This window comes from bacterium (assembly GCA_016708315.1).
In the GTDB taxonomy this organism is placed as follows: domain Bacteria; phylum Zixibacteria; class MSB-5A5; order CAIYYT01; family CAIYYT01; genus JADJGC01.
Map to the genome: position 1 here is coordinate 54,806 of JADJGC010000002.1, position 15,500 is coordinate 70,305.

Annotated in this window: 16 protein-coding genes and 1 tRNA gene; 9 read left to right on the plus strand and 8 right to left on the minus strand. The window is 50.7% G+C overall.

The window, feature by feature from the left end; genetic code table 11:
* Nucleotides 1-13 precede the first annotated feature (13 nt).
* The 7 genes from IPH59_00370 to IPH59_00400 form a co-directional block, all read right to left on the minus strand.
* A complete protein-coding gene (locus tag IPH59_00370) occupies nucleotides 14-1,129 on the minus strand; it encodes a branched-chain amino acid ABC transporter substrate-binding protein (protein ID MBK7090172.1) in 1,116 nt (371 codons plus the stop codon).
* Between the two features lie 195 nt (nucleotides 1,130-1,324).
* Complete coding sequence (locus IPH59_00375) at nucleotides 1,325-2,083, minus strand: hypothetical protein (protein ID MBK7090173.1); 759 nt, start codon at nucleotides 2,081-2,083, stop codon at nucleotides 1,325-1,327.
* An 88-nt stretch (nucleotides 2,084-2,171) separates the two neighbouring features.
* On the minus strand, nucleotides 2,172-2,486 hold the full coding sequence (locus IPH59_00380) for a hypothetical protein (protein MBK7090174.1): 315 nt from the start codon (nucleotides 2,484-2,486) through the stop codon (nucleotides 2,172-2,174).
* A 95-nt stretch (nucleotides 2,487-2,581) separates the two neighbouring features.
* On the minus strand, nucleotides 2,582-3,871 hold the full coding sequence (locus IPH59_00385; protein ID MBK7090175.1) for a family 1 glycosylhydrolase: 1,290 nt from the start codon (nucleotides 3,869-3,871) through the stop codon (nucleotides 2,582-2,584).
* A complete protein-coding gene (locus IPH59_00390; protein ID MBK7090176.1) occupies nucleotides 3,868-5,526 on the minus strand; it encodes an alkaline phosphatase family protein in 1,659 nt (552 codons plus the stop codon). Before IPH59_00390 ends, IPH59_00385 begins: the two co-directional genes overlap by 4 nt.
* Nucleotides 5,527-5,575: 49 nt before the next feature.
* Nucleotides 5,576-7,234 (minus strand): hypothetical protein, encoded by a 1,659-nt coding sequence (locus IPH59_00395; protein ID MBK7090177.1) that lies wholly within the window; start codon nucleotides 7,232-7,234, stop codon nucleotides 5,576-5,578.
* Nucleotides 7,231-8,112: an ABC transporter ATP-binding protein gene (locus IPH59_00400; GenBank protein ID MBK7090178.1), complete on the minus strand. Its 882-nt coding sequence runs from the start codon at nucleotides 8,110-8,112 to the stop codon at nucleotides 7,231-7,233. The genes IPH59_00395 and IPH59_00400 overlap by 4 nt, the downstream gene beginning before the upstream one ends.
* A gap of 145 nt (nucleotides 8,113-8,257) precedes the next feature.
* On the opposite strand from IPH59_00400, the gene IPH59_00405 reads away from it, so the two are divergent.
* Nucleotides 8,258-9,295 (plus strand): aldo/keto reductase, encoded by a 1,038-nt coding sequence (locus tag IPH59_00405; GenBank protein ID MBK7090179.1) that lies wholly within the window; start codon nucleotides 8,258-8,260, stop codon nucleotides 9,293-9,295.
* Between the two features lie 12 nt (nucleotides 9,296-9,307).
* Here the strand turns inward: IPH59_00405 and IPH59_00410 are convergent, their stop codons facing one another.
* Nucleotides 9,308-9,937 carry a hypothetical protein gene (locus tag IPH59_00410; GenBank protein ID MBK7090180.1) on the minus strand — a complete coding sequence of 210 codons (630 nt, stop codon included), beginning with the start codon at nucleotides 9,935-9,937 and terminating at the stop codon, nucleotides 9,308-9,310.
* A gap of 231 nt (nucleotides 9,938-10,168) precedes the next feature.
* Here IPH59_00410 and IPH59_00415 point away from each other — a divergent pair, with 231 nt between their 5' ends.
* The 8 genes from IPH59_00415 (at nucleotide 10,169) to IPH59_00450 (ending at nucleotide 15,498) form a co-directional block, all read left to right on the plus strand.
* Entirely contained in the window at nucleotides 10,169-10,642 is a 474-nt protein-coding gene (locus tag IPH59_00415; GenBank protein ID MBK7090181.1) for a DUF1572 domain-containing protein, read from the plus strand.
* Between the two features lie 303 nt (nucleotides 10,643-10,945).
* Nucleotides 10,946-11,806: a hypothetical protein gene (locus IPH59_00420; GenBank protein ID MBK7090182.1), complete on the plus strand. Its 861-nt coding sequence runs from the start codon at nucleotides 10,946-10,948 to the stop codon at nucleotides 11,804-11,806.
* Nucleotides 11,807-12,004: 198 nt separating this feature from the next.
* Complete coding sequence (locus tag IPH59_00425) at nucleotides 12,005-12,514, plus strand: hypothetical protein (protein ID MBK7090183.1); 510 nt, start codon at nucleotides 12,005-12,007, stop codon at nucleotides 12,512-12,514.
* Between the two features lie 22 nt (nucleotides 12,515-12,536).
* Nucleotides 12,537-12,618, plus strand: a tRNA-Tyr gene (locus IPH59_00430).
* 90 nt (nucleotides 12,619-12,708) lie between these two features.
* Nucleotides 12,709-12,933 carry a hypothetical protein gene (locus tag IPH59_00435; protein ID MBK7090184.1) on the plus strand — a complete coding sequence of 75 codons (225 nt, stop codon included), beginning with the start codon at nucleotides 12,709-12,711 and terminating at the stop codon, nucleotides 12,931-12,933.
* On the plus strand, nucleotides 12,908-13,648 hold the full coding sequence (locus IPH59_00440; protein MBK7090185.1) for a GNAT family N-acetyltransferase: 741 nt from the start codon (nucleotides 12,908-12,910) through the stop codon (nucleotides 13,646-13,648). The genes IPH59_00435 and IPH59_00440 overlap by 26 nt, the downstream gene beginning before the upstream one ends.
* 205 nt (nucleotides 13,649-13,853) lie before the next feature.
* Nucleotides 13,854-14,792, plus strand: coding sequence for an ATP-binding cassette domain-containing protein (locus tag IPH59_00445; protein ID MBK7090186.1), 939 nt, complete (start codon nucleotides 13,854-13,856; stop codon nucleotides 14,790-14,792).
* The gene (locus tag IPH59_00450) at nucleotides 14,785-15,498 is read left to right on the plus strand and encodes an ABC transporter permease (protein MBK7090187.1); all 714 of its coding nucleotides are present in this window, start codon (nucleotides 14,785-14,787) and stop codon (nucleotides 15,496-15,498) included. The genes IPH59_00445 and IPH59_00450 overlap by 8 nt, the downstream gene beginning before the upstream one ends.
* Nucleotides 15,499-15,500 lie beyond the last annotated feature (2 nt).

Consider the following 15,500-nt stretch of genomic DNA (forward strand, 5'->3'; position numbering starts at 1 on the left):
TCAGCTACCGCGCTTAATCAACATAGACGAATTTGCCGTTGGTCACTCGATAGATGGTGATCGTCTTGTTGCGAGTATCACCGATCTCATCAAAGCTCGACTCGCCCAGGATGCCGGTGAAATTGATTTCGGCAACCGTCTTGATCAACAGGTCGCGATCAGTTCCGACTTTTGCAAGAGCCGAGAGAATAATCTTGACCGCTTCATAAGTGTAGGGATCGTACGGCTGCATATCGTCGTTGGGATAAAGTCGCGCGTAGTCATCGATGAACTTTTGCGCTGCGGGAAGTTTCTCCGGCGGAAGTCCGGTCATTGAAGAAAGGTCGCCTTCGGTGGCAGGACCGCCGATGGTGATGTACTCGGGAGTCAGAACGCCGTCGCCGGAAAACACCGGAATTGCGAGGCCAAGTTCTTTGGCCTGCTTAGTAATCAAGCCGCATTCGGGGTGCATGCCGCCGAAGTAAATGATCTCTGGTCCAGTGGATTTGATCTTGGTGATAAGAGCTTTGTAGTCCTTTTCACCGACGTCAATTCCATCGAAACTCAGCACGGGTTCAACACGCGCTTCAAACTTGGTGCGAAACTGCTCGGCGAGCCCAAGACCGTAGGCGGTCTTGTCGTGAATCACTGCGACCTTTTTGAATCCAAGCGAATCAACAACGAAATCCGCAGCGAAAGGTCCTTGAACGTCGTCAGTAGTGCAGAGACGGAAAACGTTTTTAAGACCCTGCTGGGTGAGTTTGGGATTCGTAGATGCGGGAGTAATCATCAAGACTTTCTTTTTGGCATAAACTTGACTGGCCGGAATGGAGCAACCGCTATTGAGATGTCCAACGATACCAATGATGGTCGGGTCAGAGATGATCTGATTTGCAACTGTGACTGCTTCCTTGGGGTCGCCGCGGTCATCGAAAGCGGCGAATTGGAGCTGATACTGCGGGAAGAGACCGGCGGCGTTGGCTTCATCAACTGCCATTTGCGCCGCGCGTTTCATACCTTGACCGTGAGCAGAAATGTCACCGGTAAGGGGTGCGACGAGGGCAACTTTGACGACCTGCGGCCCGGATTGTCCGCAGCCTGCAATGGCAAATGTCATGAGAGTCAGAAGCAGCAGCAGTTTACGAATCATCCCGAAATCTCCTCGTTATGTCATATTTGTGGGCTGTTCCGCGACGTTGCGGACAACCGACAGATTTACGCCATCGAATGCAAAGGGCAGACGACAACGGCAATTAGCAATGCGAATCAGCTATCGGTGCAAAATGTCCAATTGAGGTGGCGGTGTCAATGATTTAATTGGAGAATGGAAGGTCGATTAGCCCAGTCAATCAGCGATAGCAGGTTGACGAGATAGCTGGGTGTTTTTCTCGATGCGATAGAGGTTTCCTCGCCAAGAAATACTGCGAGAGAAGAATGGAACAAACCAGACTCCGAAGATAATGGCGTCCTTTATAGGAAGAAGCAGGCAATGCCAAATTCTCAAGTCGGAGCGCATCAGATAAAGTGCGACTATATCCGAAAGATATTTAGCGGCGAGTACTACTGACAAGACAAACACTCCACTGGAGTCATTTCGGTATGCCGCATACGCGAGTGTCAGCGCAAGCGGATGACCGAGAATCTCGGAGAGATAATTGGGCAGATCGAGATTGCGACGCATCTTCGCCCAACGGACATGGCGATTGAGGAACTTTTCCCAGTTCCAACTCTCATTAACATTGTCGACGAAATAGGTTGAGGTGCGAATGTTGTATCCCATTTCACGAACGGCTAAGCCAATCAGTTGGTCTTCAGCAAGGAAGTCACCGAACGATTCGAAGCCGCCGAGACGGTTGAGAGTCGTGCGGGTGAAGAGCATCGACTTGCCAATAACGACCGGGACTTTGAACAAACGACGAACAGCGAAGACGCTGGATGCGACAAAGGTATTGAGGTGTAGGTTCTCCATCACGCCGGCAGTCGTTGCCGCAGAGATGCCGCGAATGGTCGAGGTAACCAGACCGACATTAGTGCGCTCCATGTGACGCATTAGGTCGATGAGGTAGTCTCCGCCAACGCGGATGTTGCTGTCGGATATAAGCAAGTAATCATATCGAGCAGACGGAACCATGTTACGCAAATTATTGATTTTGGGATTGAGCGAGCGGCAGCGGCCATCAATGATCAGCGTGCTATTGATTCGGGGGAAACTCAGCCTGCAGGCGACGCACGACGGAAACGGCCGGATCGTCGGAATCGGCAACGCCGAAGATGATCTCGTAATTGGGATAGTCGAGTTTAAAGAAGCTGCGAAGATTTTCCTCGAGTTGGTCGTCGAGTCCTTTCAGTGGTTTGAGAATTGAGATTGCAGGAAGGAGTCTCGGCTGGCGTTTGCGGCGCGAGTTGAAATAAAGCTCATAGGCGAGAATAAGGGTCGAAACGACGGCATAGGCGCCGCTGAATATAACTGCCGACAGCAGTGTGATTTCGATAATCGAGTTGATCATACTTCAGTTCCTCTAATCATCCAGTATGATTAACGACTTGAACCGTTCAGCCCGGCTTATGATTGTGTTCGATTTGTGTGAATAATATCGACTATTTAAGTCTCTGAGTGGCCGGTGTTTAGGTTGCGAATGTAGTCGCCGAAGAATCTGCCGCTGGGCCGGAGTGTTCGCTTGAGTCCATTTTCGTAATCGACTTCGTAAAGGCCGAATCGCGCCTTGTAGCCAACAAGCCATTCGTAATTGTCGATGAGAGACCAATAGTAGTAGCCGCGTACCTGCGGATTGCGGCGGATCGAATCTTCCAGGATCGACAGGTGTTGTGTCATGTATTCCAACCGCCGGGTATCATCCTGAGTGGCAATTCCGTTTTCGGTGACATATATCGGCTTTCCGGTTGGCTCAAGCCAATTCAGGACCTTGCCAAGTCCGCGGGCATAAATTTCCCAACCAAGGTCAGTGAATCCTGAACCGGAGCGGTCGCGGAAGAATAACTCGAACGGATACTTAACACTTAATTTGAATCGAACGTGCATGCGGTAATAGTAGTTCACGCCCCAGAAGTCAATTTTGTTATCCAGAGCGATCGGCTTGTGATAATCCATTATGAAGGGGAACTTGATTCGAACGACATTTTCGTGAAAGGCGTCGACGATGCACATGTTGTAGAAACTGTGAATAAGACGTTTGATTTTCTTGTCGAGTGGATTCCATTTATGCGCGGATTTGAACACGATGAAGTTGTTAGCAATACCGACCTCGGCATTCGGATTTGCTGATTTTATGATGTCGTAAGCACGAGCGTGAGCCAAGAGCATATTGTAAAGCGAATCGGCGAGGAGATGAACGTCGCGCTTTCCGGGGGGAAATTTGGCATCGAGATATCCAGCCAGCAGCCAGACCATCGGTTCATTGATCGTAACATACAAATTAACACGATCTCCGAGGCTTTCGACAACCTTGGCAGTAAATCGAGCAAATGCTTCGACCGATTCGGGGCTGTGCCATGGAGTGGCTTCATGGAACCAAGTCGGGTGCGTGAAGTGATGCAAGGTAAGCATTGGCTGAATACCGAGCTCGAGCAGTCGATCTACCATGCGAACGTATTGATCGAGGGCTGATTGATCGAATTTGCCCCTTTCGGGCTCGATACGCGCCCACTCAACAGAGAAACGATAAGAGTTGAGATTCAACTCCTTGAGCAGAACGAAGTCGCTCTCCCATCGATTCCAATGGTCGGCGGCTCGGTTATAGATGGGATCTTCGCCATTGTTTCGAAAGTAGCCGAGTGATTCCCAAACTGTGATGTCGTTGTTGATCTGGCCTTCAATTTGAAAGGCAGAGGTTGAGACGCCCCAGAGAAAAGAACTGTGTTTGCTGATTGTCACTTCTTGATCAATTGGTATTGACTTTGCCCGTCGACTTCGCCGGCTGAGAAAATTCCCATCAATTCGACCAATGTTGGAGCGATATCGACAGTCTGAATACGTCTGTCGGATGATGAAGTTTTGATTGCAGGTCCGTAGAAGACAATTGGTACGTCGGTGTCATAGCAATAACAGCTTCCGTGTGTCGTACCCCGGCTATTGCGATCGACTAGATAGTTTTCCTTGAGGCGATACATAACGTGCGCGGTTCTACCTGGGAAGTAGTTGTTCCTGAAGAGTTGAAGGTAGTCGCGCGGTGTGCCGCCGGAAGCAGTCAACTCTGCCGTCGTGTAGGCATCGACGATGTAAGGAGTTCGTTTTAGTTCCGTGACGATGGCGTCTTGCAAAGCGGGATTGCTGATACCGAGAGAGTCGGCTTCAGAGTAGTCGAGATAGACACCACGGTCAATCCGCCGAATTGGGTTGTTCTTCAAGCCGAGAGATTTGGCAGCTACAAGAACAGCGTTCGTGATAGCAGCGTTAAGCGAATCAGGGTGAATGCGGCCAGCGTCAATACCCTTTGACTTCTGATACTCAGGGAAATCGGCGACGCCGTGATCAGACGTGAGAACAATCGAGTATTGATCAACTCCGACCGTTGAATCGAGTTCAGCGAACAACTCGCCGAGATACGAATCGAGGCGAAGATAATAATCTTGGACCTCCTGACTGCGCGGGCCATAAGCATGACCGACGTAGTCAGCAGCGGAGCAACTTATCATGAGCAGATCGACGAATTCGTCCTGACCAAGTCCTTCGTACTTTATCAACTCTCTGGCATAGCGGAGAAGAAGATGGTCCGCAAAGGGAGTTGCGAGCAAGTTGTCATAGAATACAGCGTTCGAATCATCTGCGCTCGGTGCGAAATTGTGCGGGAACGCGATGTCTTTGCCGTCTGACTCGTTGACAACACTATCGGGGCCGGAGAACCGGTAATCAGCGAGCGGTGCAAAGCGATCCCAAATGCCGGAATAGTAATCGTCGGCGGCATGGTAATCGTTGAGCTTCGCTACCCATTCCGGATAGACGGCTGTGTAAAATAGCGATGTGATCATTTTGCCGTTGTCGGAATTATACCAATAGACACCGTCGGCGCTGTAACTTCCCATATTGATTGCTGCGCGGTCTTTCAACGAAAGCGCGTAGACCTTTGATTCAGGCTGGTTGCGATTGAGCCAATCGGCGATTCCGCCGGAACGAAGGTTAGCTGGGGAGCGGCCTTCCATATCCGGATGGTTTGTAATTGCGGCAGTTGAGTCCATTGAACAATAAACCAAGCGGCTCAACGAATCATCATACCAGCTGTTGCCTACAATTCCGTGCCGGGAAGGAAAGGAGCCGGTCGCAATTGTGGCGTGTCCAACGCCGGTCTCGGTGTGAGCATGATTGTGGAAGGCACTACCGAAGACGAAGCCATTGCGAGCGAGTCGGGCAATGCCTCCGGTGTAGAGGCTGTCGAAGCGAGTCAGGTAGTCAGTGCGCATTTGATCGACGACAATCAATACAACAAGTTTGCCTGCTTGATTGGGAGTGGGAGATTGTGCAACAGCTGAAGAGCACAAGAGTGCCGTTGAGAGCAAGGCAAATGCCAGGAGCAGTCTGATATAGGTTCTCATCGGGGGAAAACTACGTATTTTCTGCTACAAATGCAAAGTGAGAATTCGGTTAAGAAATCAACTTTATGAGTGTGGCGCTCAACCTCGAGAGACCTGCCATTGCCGCCTGACGAAAGCAATCATCAATAGCGCAAGGGTGATCGTGCCCCAAAGTGTGATGCTTGTCTGAAAATTCCCGTTGATGGCACTGCCCGTGAAGTCGCACATCGGCGTTTTGTTCAGCGGACCGATGTAGAATATCAACGTATAGAGAACTTCGAAGAGCTTCCTGCCGCCGGTTACGATACCGCAACTTATGGCGAGTGTCGGAATGAACATTGCGCCAATAAGCCAGTGACTTAGCAAGTCGAAGTCGCCGGATATCAGCGTGCGGAAACCGATAAATCCACCAATCGCTACCGCTAGTAAGAAATCCTGCGAGCCATTGCATCGACAACTGCGCCCAGACGCCACCAGGACTCGACTGCACCAGTTGACGAGTATCGAAAAGTTGGTCGCGACAACCCATCGCCGACCATATCAGCAGTGGCCAGAACCATGCTGCGGCAAGGAGGAATTTGTGCGAGATTGCAAACGGAGTCAGCATCCCAGCGACGAAAATGCCGGCGGCTATCAGATACCACCACTTCGAGACGCCATTGAGGGCGATTCGAAGTTCTGCCGTCAATAGGCTATACAGATTCACTTTGTGTGAGTGAACGGCAAGTGGCGTTAAGGCTGAAATATTCTGGGTGTCCGCTGACGATTGTGTCGCAGTAGATTGATTTTCGGGCGCGGGAGCCGTTTTCTTGCCAAAGAACCGTTGTCGGACCTTCCCGGGTTCTTCATCGAATCGTCGAAAAAGGATTGCGCTCACAGAAACGACGGCGACAGAAAATATCAACAATACAACGCGTCCAAGTACGAAGGACGAAGACCAATGGGGGCCGTTCCACAGGAATGTCCCAAGTTGAGGCGGTCCAGAGCGCGTAAAATTGAATCCCAGAGAATGAATTCCTTCCCACGGAACATAGCTGGTGACTGCTGCAGCACAACCATTCATCATCTCGTTCCAGAGAAAGCTGATTCCAAAGAAATCCAACAACGGTGCGATTTCGCTCCGGTTCATTCCGCCAGTGACAATTGCGAAAACCCAAAAGATATAGAAGATCACATTGCCGATACCGCCGCGCAGGAATTTCACTGAATCGAAGAAAATCGCAAGTGCTGCAACGAAGATCATTACCGGAGTAATTACCAGGATGTATGGCGCGAGCAGGTCGATGATTTTGATGGTACGGTCTTCATTGCGGGCAAACTGCAGAAGAGCAGACGTGAGAGCAAGTGTAAGAATCATCGATAGCAATACCAGTACATTGCCGCCGAATTTGCCGACGAGGTATGCGAAGTTGCTCATTGGTGACGAGGCAAGTAACTCGTGCGTCTTAAGACGGCGCTCACGATTGACGGCGCCTTTGATGAAGTAAAATCCAACCAGTGATAAGATCGTGACGGTGAGCAAGGTTACCTGACAGGAAATCCACGCCGAATTATAGAGGCCGCGATAATCGCCGAATCGCACCGTTGTATACGGAGCGCCGGGAGCGGGGATAAACAGGTAGGTGGCATAAGCGATGAGAACAAGAAAAACCCAAAACGTGTAGCGGCGCGACCGTTCGCGAAAGTCGGCCAATGCGACAGCAAGTACTGATGGAAGTTGACCTATCATACGGGGACGGAACGCTCAGCAGCGATTGCGAAGAGGTAGGCGTCCTCAAGCGAAGGTTCAGCCGAAGCGGCATCTTCTGAAGGCTTGTCAGCCGAGACAATGCGCAAAGTCAACCCAATTGAGGTTCGGTTCATAGAACTAACGAGATAACGCTTGCGAATGGAGGGAAGCGTCTGCGTGTCGGTGATCTGGGTCCAGACTTTGCCGCGTACCGAGTTGACCAAGTTATCGGGCGATGAATACGTGAGCAGTTTGCCTGCTGCCATGACGGCAATCTTGTCAGCTGTAGATTCGACATCAGAAACGATGTGGGTCGAGAGAATCACCAGCCGATCGCCGGAGAGATCAGTCAATAGATTACGGAAGCGGACGCGCTCTTCGGGGTCGAGTCCCACAGTTGGTTCGTCGACGATCAATAGCCGGGGATCGTTGAGCAATGCCTGGGCGATGCCGATGCGCTGTTTCATGCCGCCGGAGAAGCCGCCGAGCGGACGTTTGCGGGCATCGAGCAGGTTGGTCATGACGAGCAATTCTTCAATACGCTTCTTGCTGACTGAAGTGTCGAGTCCCTTGAGCGCAGCCATATAGTTGAGGAACTCGACGGCGTTGAGATTAGGGTAGATGCCGAATTCCTGCGGGAGATAGCCAAGTTCGGCGCGCAGAGACTTCGGGTTGGCAAGAATGTCCGAGCCGTTCCACGATACTGCTCCTGAAGTCGGTCGTGTGATCGTGGCAAGAATGCGCATCAAGGTGGATTTGCCCGCGCCGTTGGGTCCAAGCAAGCCGATAATGCCGCTTTGTGCCTGTAGAGAGAATTCGCGAAGACCCCAGACGGAGGCTGAGTATTGTTTGCTAAGGTTTTTGATATCGAGATTCATATATTATAGCTCAATTCACATCGTTGTTTACAATTAGACAACGGAATTCCATTTCCTGTTTCAGAACTGCATCGAGCGGAACGAAAACTCGACGCGGGATGTTGTGGGTCAAAAGAAGATGATTTGGAGATAAAGGACGATGAAAATGAAGTATCATCTGCTGGGTCGAAGCGGGCTGCGGGTTTCCGAGATTTCGCTCGGGACGATGACTTTTGGCGAAGAGTGGGGATGGGGAGCTTCCAAGGAAGAAAGCAAGCGACAGTTTGATTTGTTTGTCGAGCGGGGCGGGAACTTCATCGACACTGCCAATCGCTACACCGAAGGCACGAGCGAAAAGCTGGTCGGCGAATTCATCAAGTCGGATCGCGAGAAGTTCGTTTTGGCGACCAAGTATTCTCTGAGTATGCGCAAGGGTGACGTGTCGTTTTCCGGCAACAGCCGAAAGAACATGGTGCAGTCGCTGGAGGCGAGTCTCAAACGACTGAATACTGATTACGTTGACTTGTATTGGCTGCATGCGTGGGATTTCACGACGCAGGTTGATGAAGTGATGCGTTCGCTGGATGATATGGTGAGCGCAGGAAAGGTGCTGTATATCGGTATCTCGGACACGCCGGCGTGGATTGTGTCGATGGCGAATACGCTGGCCGATTTCCGCGGTTGGACGGCATTTGCCGGTCTGCAGATAGAATATAGTCTGCTTCAGCGAACACCGGAGCGCGACCTGCTGCCGATGGCGAAGGCGCTTGATTTGGCGGTGACGCCGTGGGGTGCGCTTGGCGGAGGAGCCTTGACAGGGAAGTACAGCCGTGCCAACAATTCGACTGATGTCAAAGGACGTGTCGCGCCGGAGAGCGCACGGCGTTCGGAGCGGGCGATGAAGATTGCGGCAGTGGTCGATCAGATTGCCGACGAGACCGGCAAGAAGTCTTCGCAGGTCGCGCTGAACTGGGTGCGGCAACGCAATCAGGTGATGGTGCCGATTATTGGTGCGCGGACAGCAGAGCAGTTAGGCGAGTCGCTGGATTGTGTTGGTTTCGAACTCACGCCGGAGCAGATGGAGCGGCTTGATCAGGTGAGCGAGATCGAGTTGGGATTCCCGCATGATTTCCTGATGAACAAACCGATCAGCGATTTGGTGTACAGCGGGCTGGGACACAAGATACACAACCACAGGAGGTAGGGAGCTCTTTCCTCAATATCCTAACCAATTGAACGAAACCGTCAAGCCTAACAGCGTAGCACTCATGTCTTCTGTTCCGGTTGTTTCGCTCGGGAAGCCAGCTACAAACTCGAAGGAGATGTCGAAATGACGGCTAAACTCGTATCCACACTTGAGTACAAGACCAGGTCCCCAAGCAGCGAGGTTTCTTGGTCCTGAACTAAGTATAGTCATATTCAGTTCGTCCGTGACAAAGACAATCGCAGGTCCTCCACCGACATAGAAACTCGGGACTGAAGGTTCTGTAAAATATGTTAGAGTTGGGCCATTGAGCAGCGTCAAGACATTGGAAGAAGAGTTCTTTCCCGAGCCGGGATATCCTATTCGGTAAGTTTCTTTGAACCATCGCGAACGCACTTCAAAGGCATAGATCATCTGTTGGTTGTGGCCGAACCCAGCCTCGATTCGGGTTGCGAAGCCGAAGCCATCGTCCAATTCACTGTCTTCGTCACCATCAGAAATCTCAATTGTGCGATCAATGGAGACGTAACCAACACCGAGTCCTGCTCCAAACACAAACCCCTTCCTATCGCCATCGAATGCCAACGAGCTTGAACTCCAAACCAAAAGAGCGGCTAGCAGAAACATAAGAAAGTGTCTCATTTTCAATATCCTCCAGATTCAATGCGAAAGCAGAAACTGCTTAACGCATCAGTTTCAATAACTGGACATCACGGATGGGGGGCGAATAGTTGCCATCAAAGGTCGATGAATCGATCGATGATAAGACCATTATAGTTGGCCGTTATTTTGCGCAACAGCAAAACACGATCGATGCGGAAATTTCGTAACTATGCTTATGGACTAAGAACCCCTAAATTGTTTTATTGCGGTATGGAAATCAAACAACAGATCGCCAAGCACTTACGTCAGGTTCACTTCGGTGGTAATTGGACAGCGTCAAGTCTGAAGGAAAATCTAAAGGGCGTAAGCTGGCAACAGGCAACGACTAAAGTTGGTTCGCTCAATACCATTGCGGCATTGGTGTATCACATGAACTATTTTGTCGATGCAGTCTTGAAAGTAATGCAGGGAAGGCAGCTTGATGCACACGACAAATTCAGTTTTGACCTTCCTCTGATTCAGTCGCAGGAGGACTGGGACAGTCTCTTGGCGAAGTCTTGGGAAGATGCCGAGAACTTAGCAAGCCTGATCGAGCAAATGCCTGAGAGTAAGCTGTGGGAGGATTTTGCGGATGCGAGGTATGGAAACTACTACAGGAATCTGCAGGGGATCATCGAACACTGTCATTACCATTTGGGGCAGGTGGTGGTGATAAAGAAGATGCTGGCGAAGACGGAGGGGTAGCGGATGTCGGGTTCCGCGCTTCCCGCAAAAGCGCGGGACAGGTCGCTGGGAACGCCGACCGACATGCAACTGCGAGACATTTCGTCGTCCGGGACAAAACCTGACGCAACTGCAGAAGATTTGAGCGAAAACTTTCTCCAATCAATGCAGTCGGATGCAAGCTGTTTCTTGGATTTGGGCTGTGCAGAAGTTGAACGCAACATAACCTGTTTCTTGAGTGCTACTTAGATCCTCAAAAATTGAACACTGATATTGCCCGGTTTTTGCAGTTACTCCTTTCACGAATAGAGAGGAGAACGGTCAATGAAAGTGAAGAGCAAGCATCATCAGAATTCAATTTGGCGGATGAGTCTGGGCAACAGGCTCCGGAGTCAATCAGGTATGACGATTGTGGAGGTGTTGATTGCTGCGTTGATCGCGTCATTTGCGATTGCCGCCGGCATGAACACGTTCGTCAGTACAAACAAGAATCACATCATTCAAGACGGTGTGACCAACATGCAGCAAAATGGCCGGGCGACCGTCGACGAGTTGGTGGACAGAGTGCGACAGGCCGGATACAAGGTGCCGTTTGGAGTCAAGAGCCTGTACAGTTGGAACGCCGATCCGGACACGATCGCGATTGTATATCTGCGGGAGCCTGCCTGCACAGCAACCGTTTCGAGCGATATGCCGCAACCTTCGGCAGAATTGAAATGCGTCGGTTCGGATCTGGGGTGTTTTGAGACGAATAGTTGGGCTTACATTTGGGATCCGTTCGCCAGCGAAGGGGAGTATTTTTACATCACACACGTTCAAGATCAGGCAGGCCACCTCCAGCACAACGATGCCAACCTCTCGAAATCGTATCCGGCGGGATCACAAATATATGTGCTCGAATTTTATAAGTACTATGTAGACAATACTACGGATCCGCTTCATCCGACATTCATGAAGGAGGCCAACGGCGAGCCGCCGGTGATTTATGCCGATGACATCGTAGATGTGCAACTCAGTTATCGAATGGCGAATGGGACTATTTCGGACACGATCGGGCTGAATAGATTCGTTCGCGAGGTGCAAATGACGATAGTTGCGCGCACGCCAAAGAGTGATTTGTTTTTGAATGACTTCCGCTATGACTCTTTGACGACTTCGGTGATGGTCAGGAACTACGACCTGTAATCGAGAACAATCAGAGGTAACGAGACGTCAATTCAGACTTATGAAGAAAGCTGTCTTAACTAGGCGGCTATCTTCTTTTCAGAGAACGCTAAGAAAACGGAGTCGACCTCGCAACTTGCCAAGAGGTAGGGAATCTTTGCATTGATTCTAAATATGAGATCGTTATCTTAACATGACGTGAGAATCAAAGGCAAGAAAATGCGACTTAATAGAAATTCTGGAATTGTGGTTGGATTGATTGGGGCGATCTTTGCCGTTGTTGTGTCCTGCTCGGATGACGACAAACCATCTGAAGTTGTAGGACCAATCAACGCGAACTTCTTTGATGGCGAACTCGTTCCCGGCTATTATTGCATCTGTTGGGATCAGTATTATGGCGAGACGATTGCGTCAACAGGGAGCTACAAATTGCGCATGGTCGCGGGCGAGTATGATAACGAGTTCGTTTTCGAGATAAAGCCCGCGATGCCGCGCAGGCAGCCGCCGCAGTGTTGTGATACGGCAACAAAGACGATCAATCCACTGGATAAGATTACCAAGGACCCGCCGGAGTTTTTTGGGGCTTCATTGGACACTAATGCGTTCGCTTCGGGGATACAGTCCATGTCGAGATCTCCGTGCCGGCGAATTCAAGGGTACAGCTCGAAATCTCGCCTAATTAGACCCGATAACAGCTTCAAAAAAATCTTGCATCCGCTGGAATTATGAATATATTCACCGCCTGCTTTTTGGAGAGGTTCCAGAGCGGTCAAATGGAACAGACTGTAAATCTGTCGGCGTTGCCTTCGGAGGTTCGAATCCTCCCCTCTCCATTTTAATTAATCATCTTGACATCGAAGTCTTCTTTAACACACTTTTCACACGGTTAGATGTGAACATTAATGTGTGCCGGAGGCAGCAATATGTCTGATAAACTAGAAATTGTCTATTACACAGATTTGAAAGACAAGAGCGACCTGATGCACCTGTGGGCGCAGTCGTTTGTGTGGTTGGGAACTCCGGCTGTGGTTGACGGCTGGGTGAAGGCTGGGCATTCGCTCAAGGGCACCAAAGTCGGCACCTGCGGACTTAATCGACGGCAAGTTGGCGGGATTCGTCGGGATGTTAGAACTACCGACGAGCAATAGATTCAGTGAAGTCGAAATGGTGGGTGGAATTTGGTCGATTGCGACGCGACCATCACTAGCCAGGCAGGGAATAGGCAGGCGACTGCTCGACGCGGCGGAAGATCATTTCCGCAGCCGGGGTATTCGCATTTCGATGTTGACGACGAGCCGCGCGATTGTTGCTTACAAATGGTATTCGAGCGTCGGATATCACGAGATCGAAAACGTCAATCAATGTCCGCACTATTACAAAGTGCTCAAGCATTCACCTGCTCGCAGAGCCAAGCTTGAATCCAAGCAGGAGCAATTTGACCGTTTGCAATGCATCGCGAATTTTACGCGATTCATGAAGGACCGTTGCGGTTTCGTCTATCGTGCACCACATCGGTTCGATTATATGGAAAAGGTCGGAAATCTCAGTCAAGCTCATTCGATGGTTAACGAGCATGGGCACGTGATTGCATCGCCGCAGATGGGCGCAGTGATGGTGAATGAGATGATCACCGACAACAAGACGCATGCGACAGAAATGATCAAGTGGATCGAGAAGCGGGCGGAGACAGGTGTGTACTATCGTTATGTATTCGATCCGGTAGTGGCAGCGGCGCTTGACAAGGCGGGCTATCGATCGGATCGCGGCGGATTCGATGTGTTCATGTGGAAGGCGCTCGGAGATACGCGATTTGAGGATGTTTACGACGAGACGTTTACCGTGAGCAGAGGGGAGTTTTTTTAGCCCTCCCCCGACCCTCCCAGAGGGGGGGGGAAAGACGGGAACGTTGAAGGCAAATTCGATCGGTTCATTCCGGCTGGAACCTGTGGCATCCAATTTTGTAAATTTACGATTGAAAGACCAAGTTAGGGAAATTGCTTGATTTGTAACGACGTGATGGTACATTCTCGATTCTTAAGAATAGATCAAAACAGGGAGAGCAGTAGCGTTGATTGAAGTCAGAAATCTCACCAAGAAGTACGGCGAGTTTGTCGCAGTCAATGACATTTCGTTTTCCGTGCCGACGGGTCAGGTCCTTGGCTTTTTGGGACCCAACGGCGCCGGCAAAACGACGACAGTTCGCATACTAACGTGTTACATGCCGCCGACAAGCGGCACGGTAACAATCGACGGCAACGATGTCGTCGAGCAATCTATGGAAGTTCGCCGCAAGATCGGCTACTTGCCGGAATCGGCGCCGTTGTACACCGAGATGGATGTGATTGAATATCTCGAGTTTGTGCTGGCACTGCGCGGCGGCGGCAACGGAAGCCGGAGCAAACGAATCCGCCACGTTGTCGATATGTGCGGACTCGGCGATGTGATCGCCAAAAACATCAGTGAACTTTCGAAGGGTTACAAGCAGCGCGTGGGTCTGGCGCAGGCAATGATTCATGATCCGGAGATTTTAGTACTCGACGAGCCTACCGTTGGTCTCGATCCGAATCAGATCGTTGAAATCAGAAACCTGATCAAGATGCTGGGCCGCGAAAAGACAGTCGTGTTGTGCACACACATCCTGCCTGAAGTCGAAGCGACTTGCGATCAAGTCATGATTATCAACAAAGGCAAGATCGTCGCCAACGGCACGCCGGATTCTTTGCAGCGTTCACTGGCCGGGAAAGCTGTGATTCGACTTGAGGTAAATCAGTCGCCGGAGACGATTCGTCCGATGCTGATGGAGATCGAGGGGATCGAAGCCGTCAAAGCGATACAGCACGATGGAACTTCGAAGTGCGAAGTCGTCTGCCGTCCGGGAAGCGATCCGCGCGAGGCAATTTTCCACAAGGCAGTCTCGGCAAGGTGGGTACTGCTGGAGATGTCGCAGGAAGTATCGAGCCTTGAAGATGTGTTCCGCGAGATGACGAAGGGAGGCGCCCGTGAATAATATTCTAACGATTTTCCGCCGGGAGATGCGGTCGTACTTCAATTCTCCAGTGGCGTACATTGTGATAGTGCTTTTCCTCTTAATCGCGAACGGGCTGTTTTTCTGGAGCGATTTCTTTGTCAGAGGAAACGCAGACCTTCGCGGGCTGTTCGGGATTTCTTCATTTATACTGATGTTCTTCACACCAGCGATCACAATGCGCCTCTTGGCAGAAGAACGCCGTTCCGGGACGATCGAGATTCTGGTGACGCTTCCGGTGAAGGATAGCGAGATCGTGATCGGCAAATTCCTGGCTGCATTCGGACTGACGACGCTGTCGATCATCTTGACGTTTGTCGCATACATATCGGCATCGATGCTCGGTGATCCCGATTTCGGCGCATCGCTCGGGGGTTACCTCGGATTGATATTGATGAGTGGCGTATACGTCGCCATCGGCGTGTTTACCTCTTCGATGTCGTTGAATCAGATTGTGGCGTTCATTGTCGGGTTCGTGATCGTTTTTGCGCTGTTCATGCTGGACAAGATTCTGCCGTTCCTGCCCACGGTGTTGGCATCGACGTTTGAGTTTCTCTCTGTCGACTATCATTTCAGGAATATCTCGCGCGGAGTGATCGATACCAGAGACATCATCTACTATGCGTCGATGATCTTCTTATTCTTGTATCTGGCAATTCGAGTTACCGAATCAAGGAAGTGGAGGTAAGC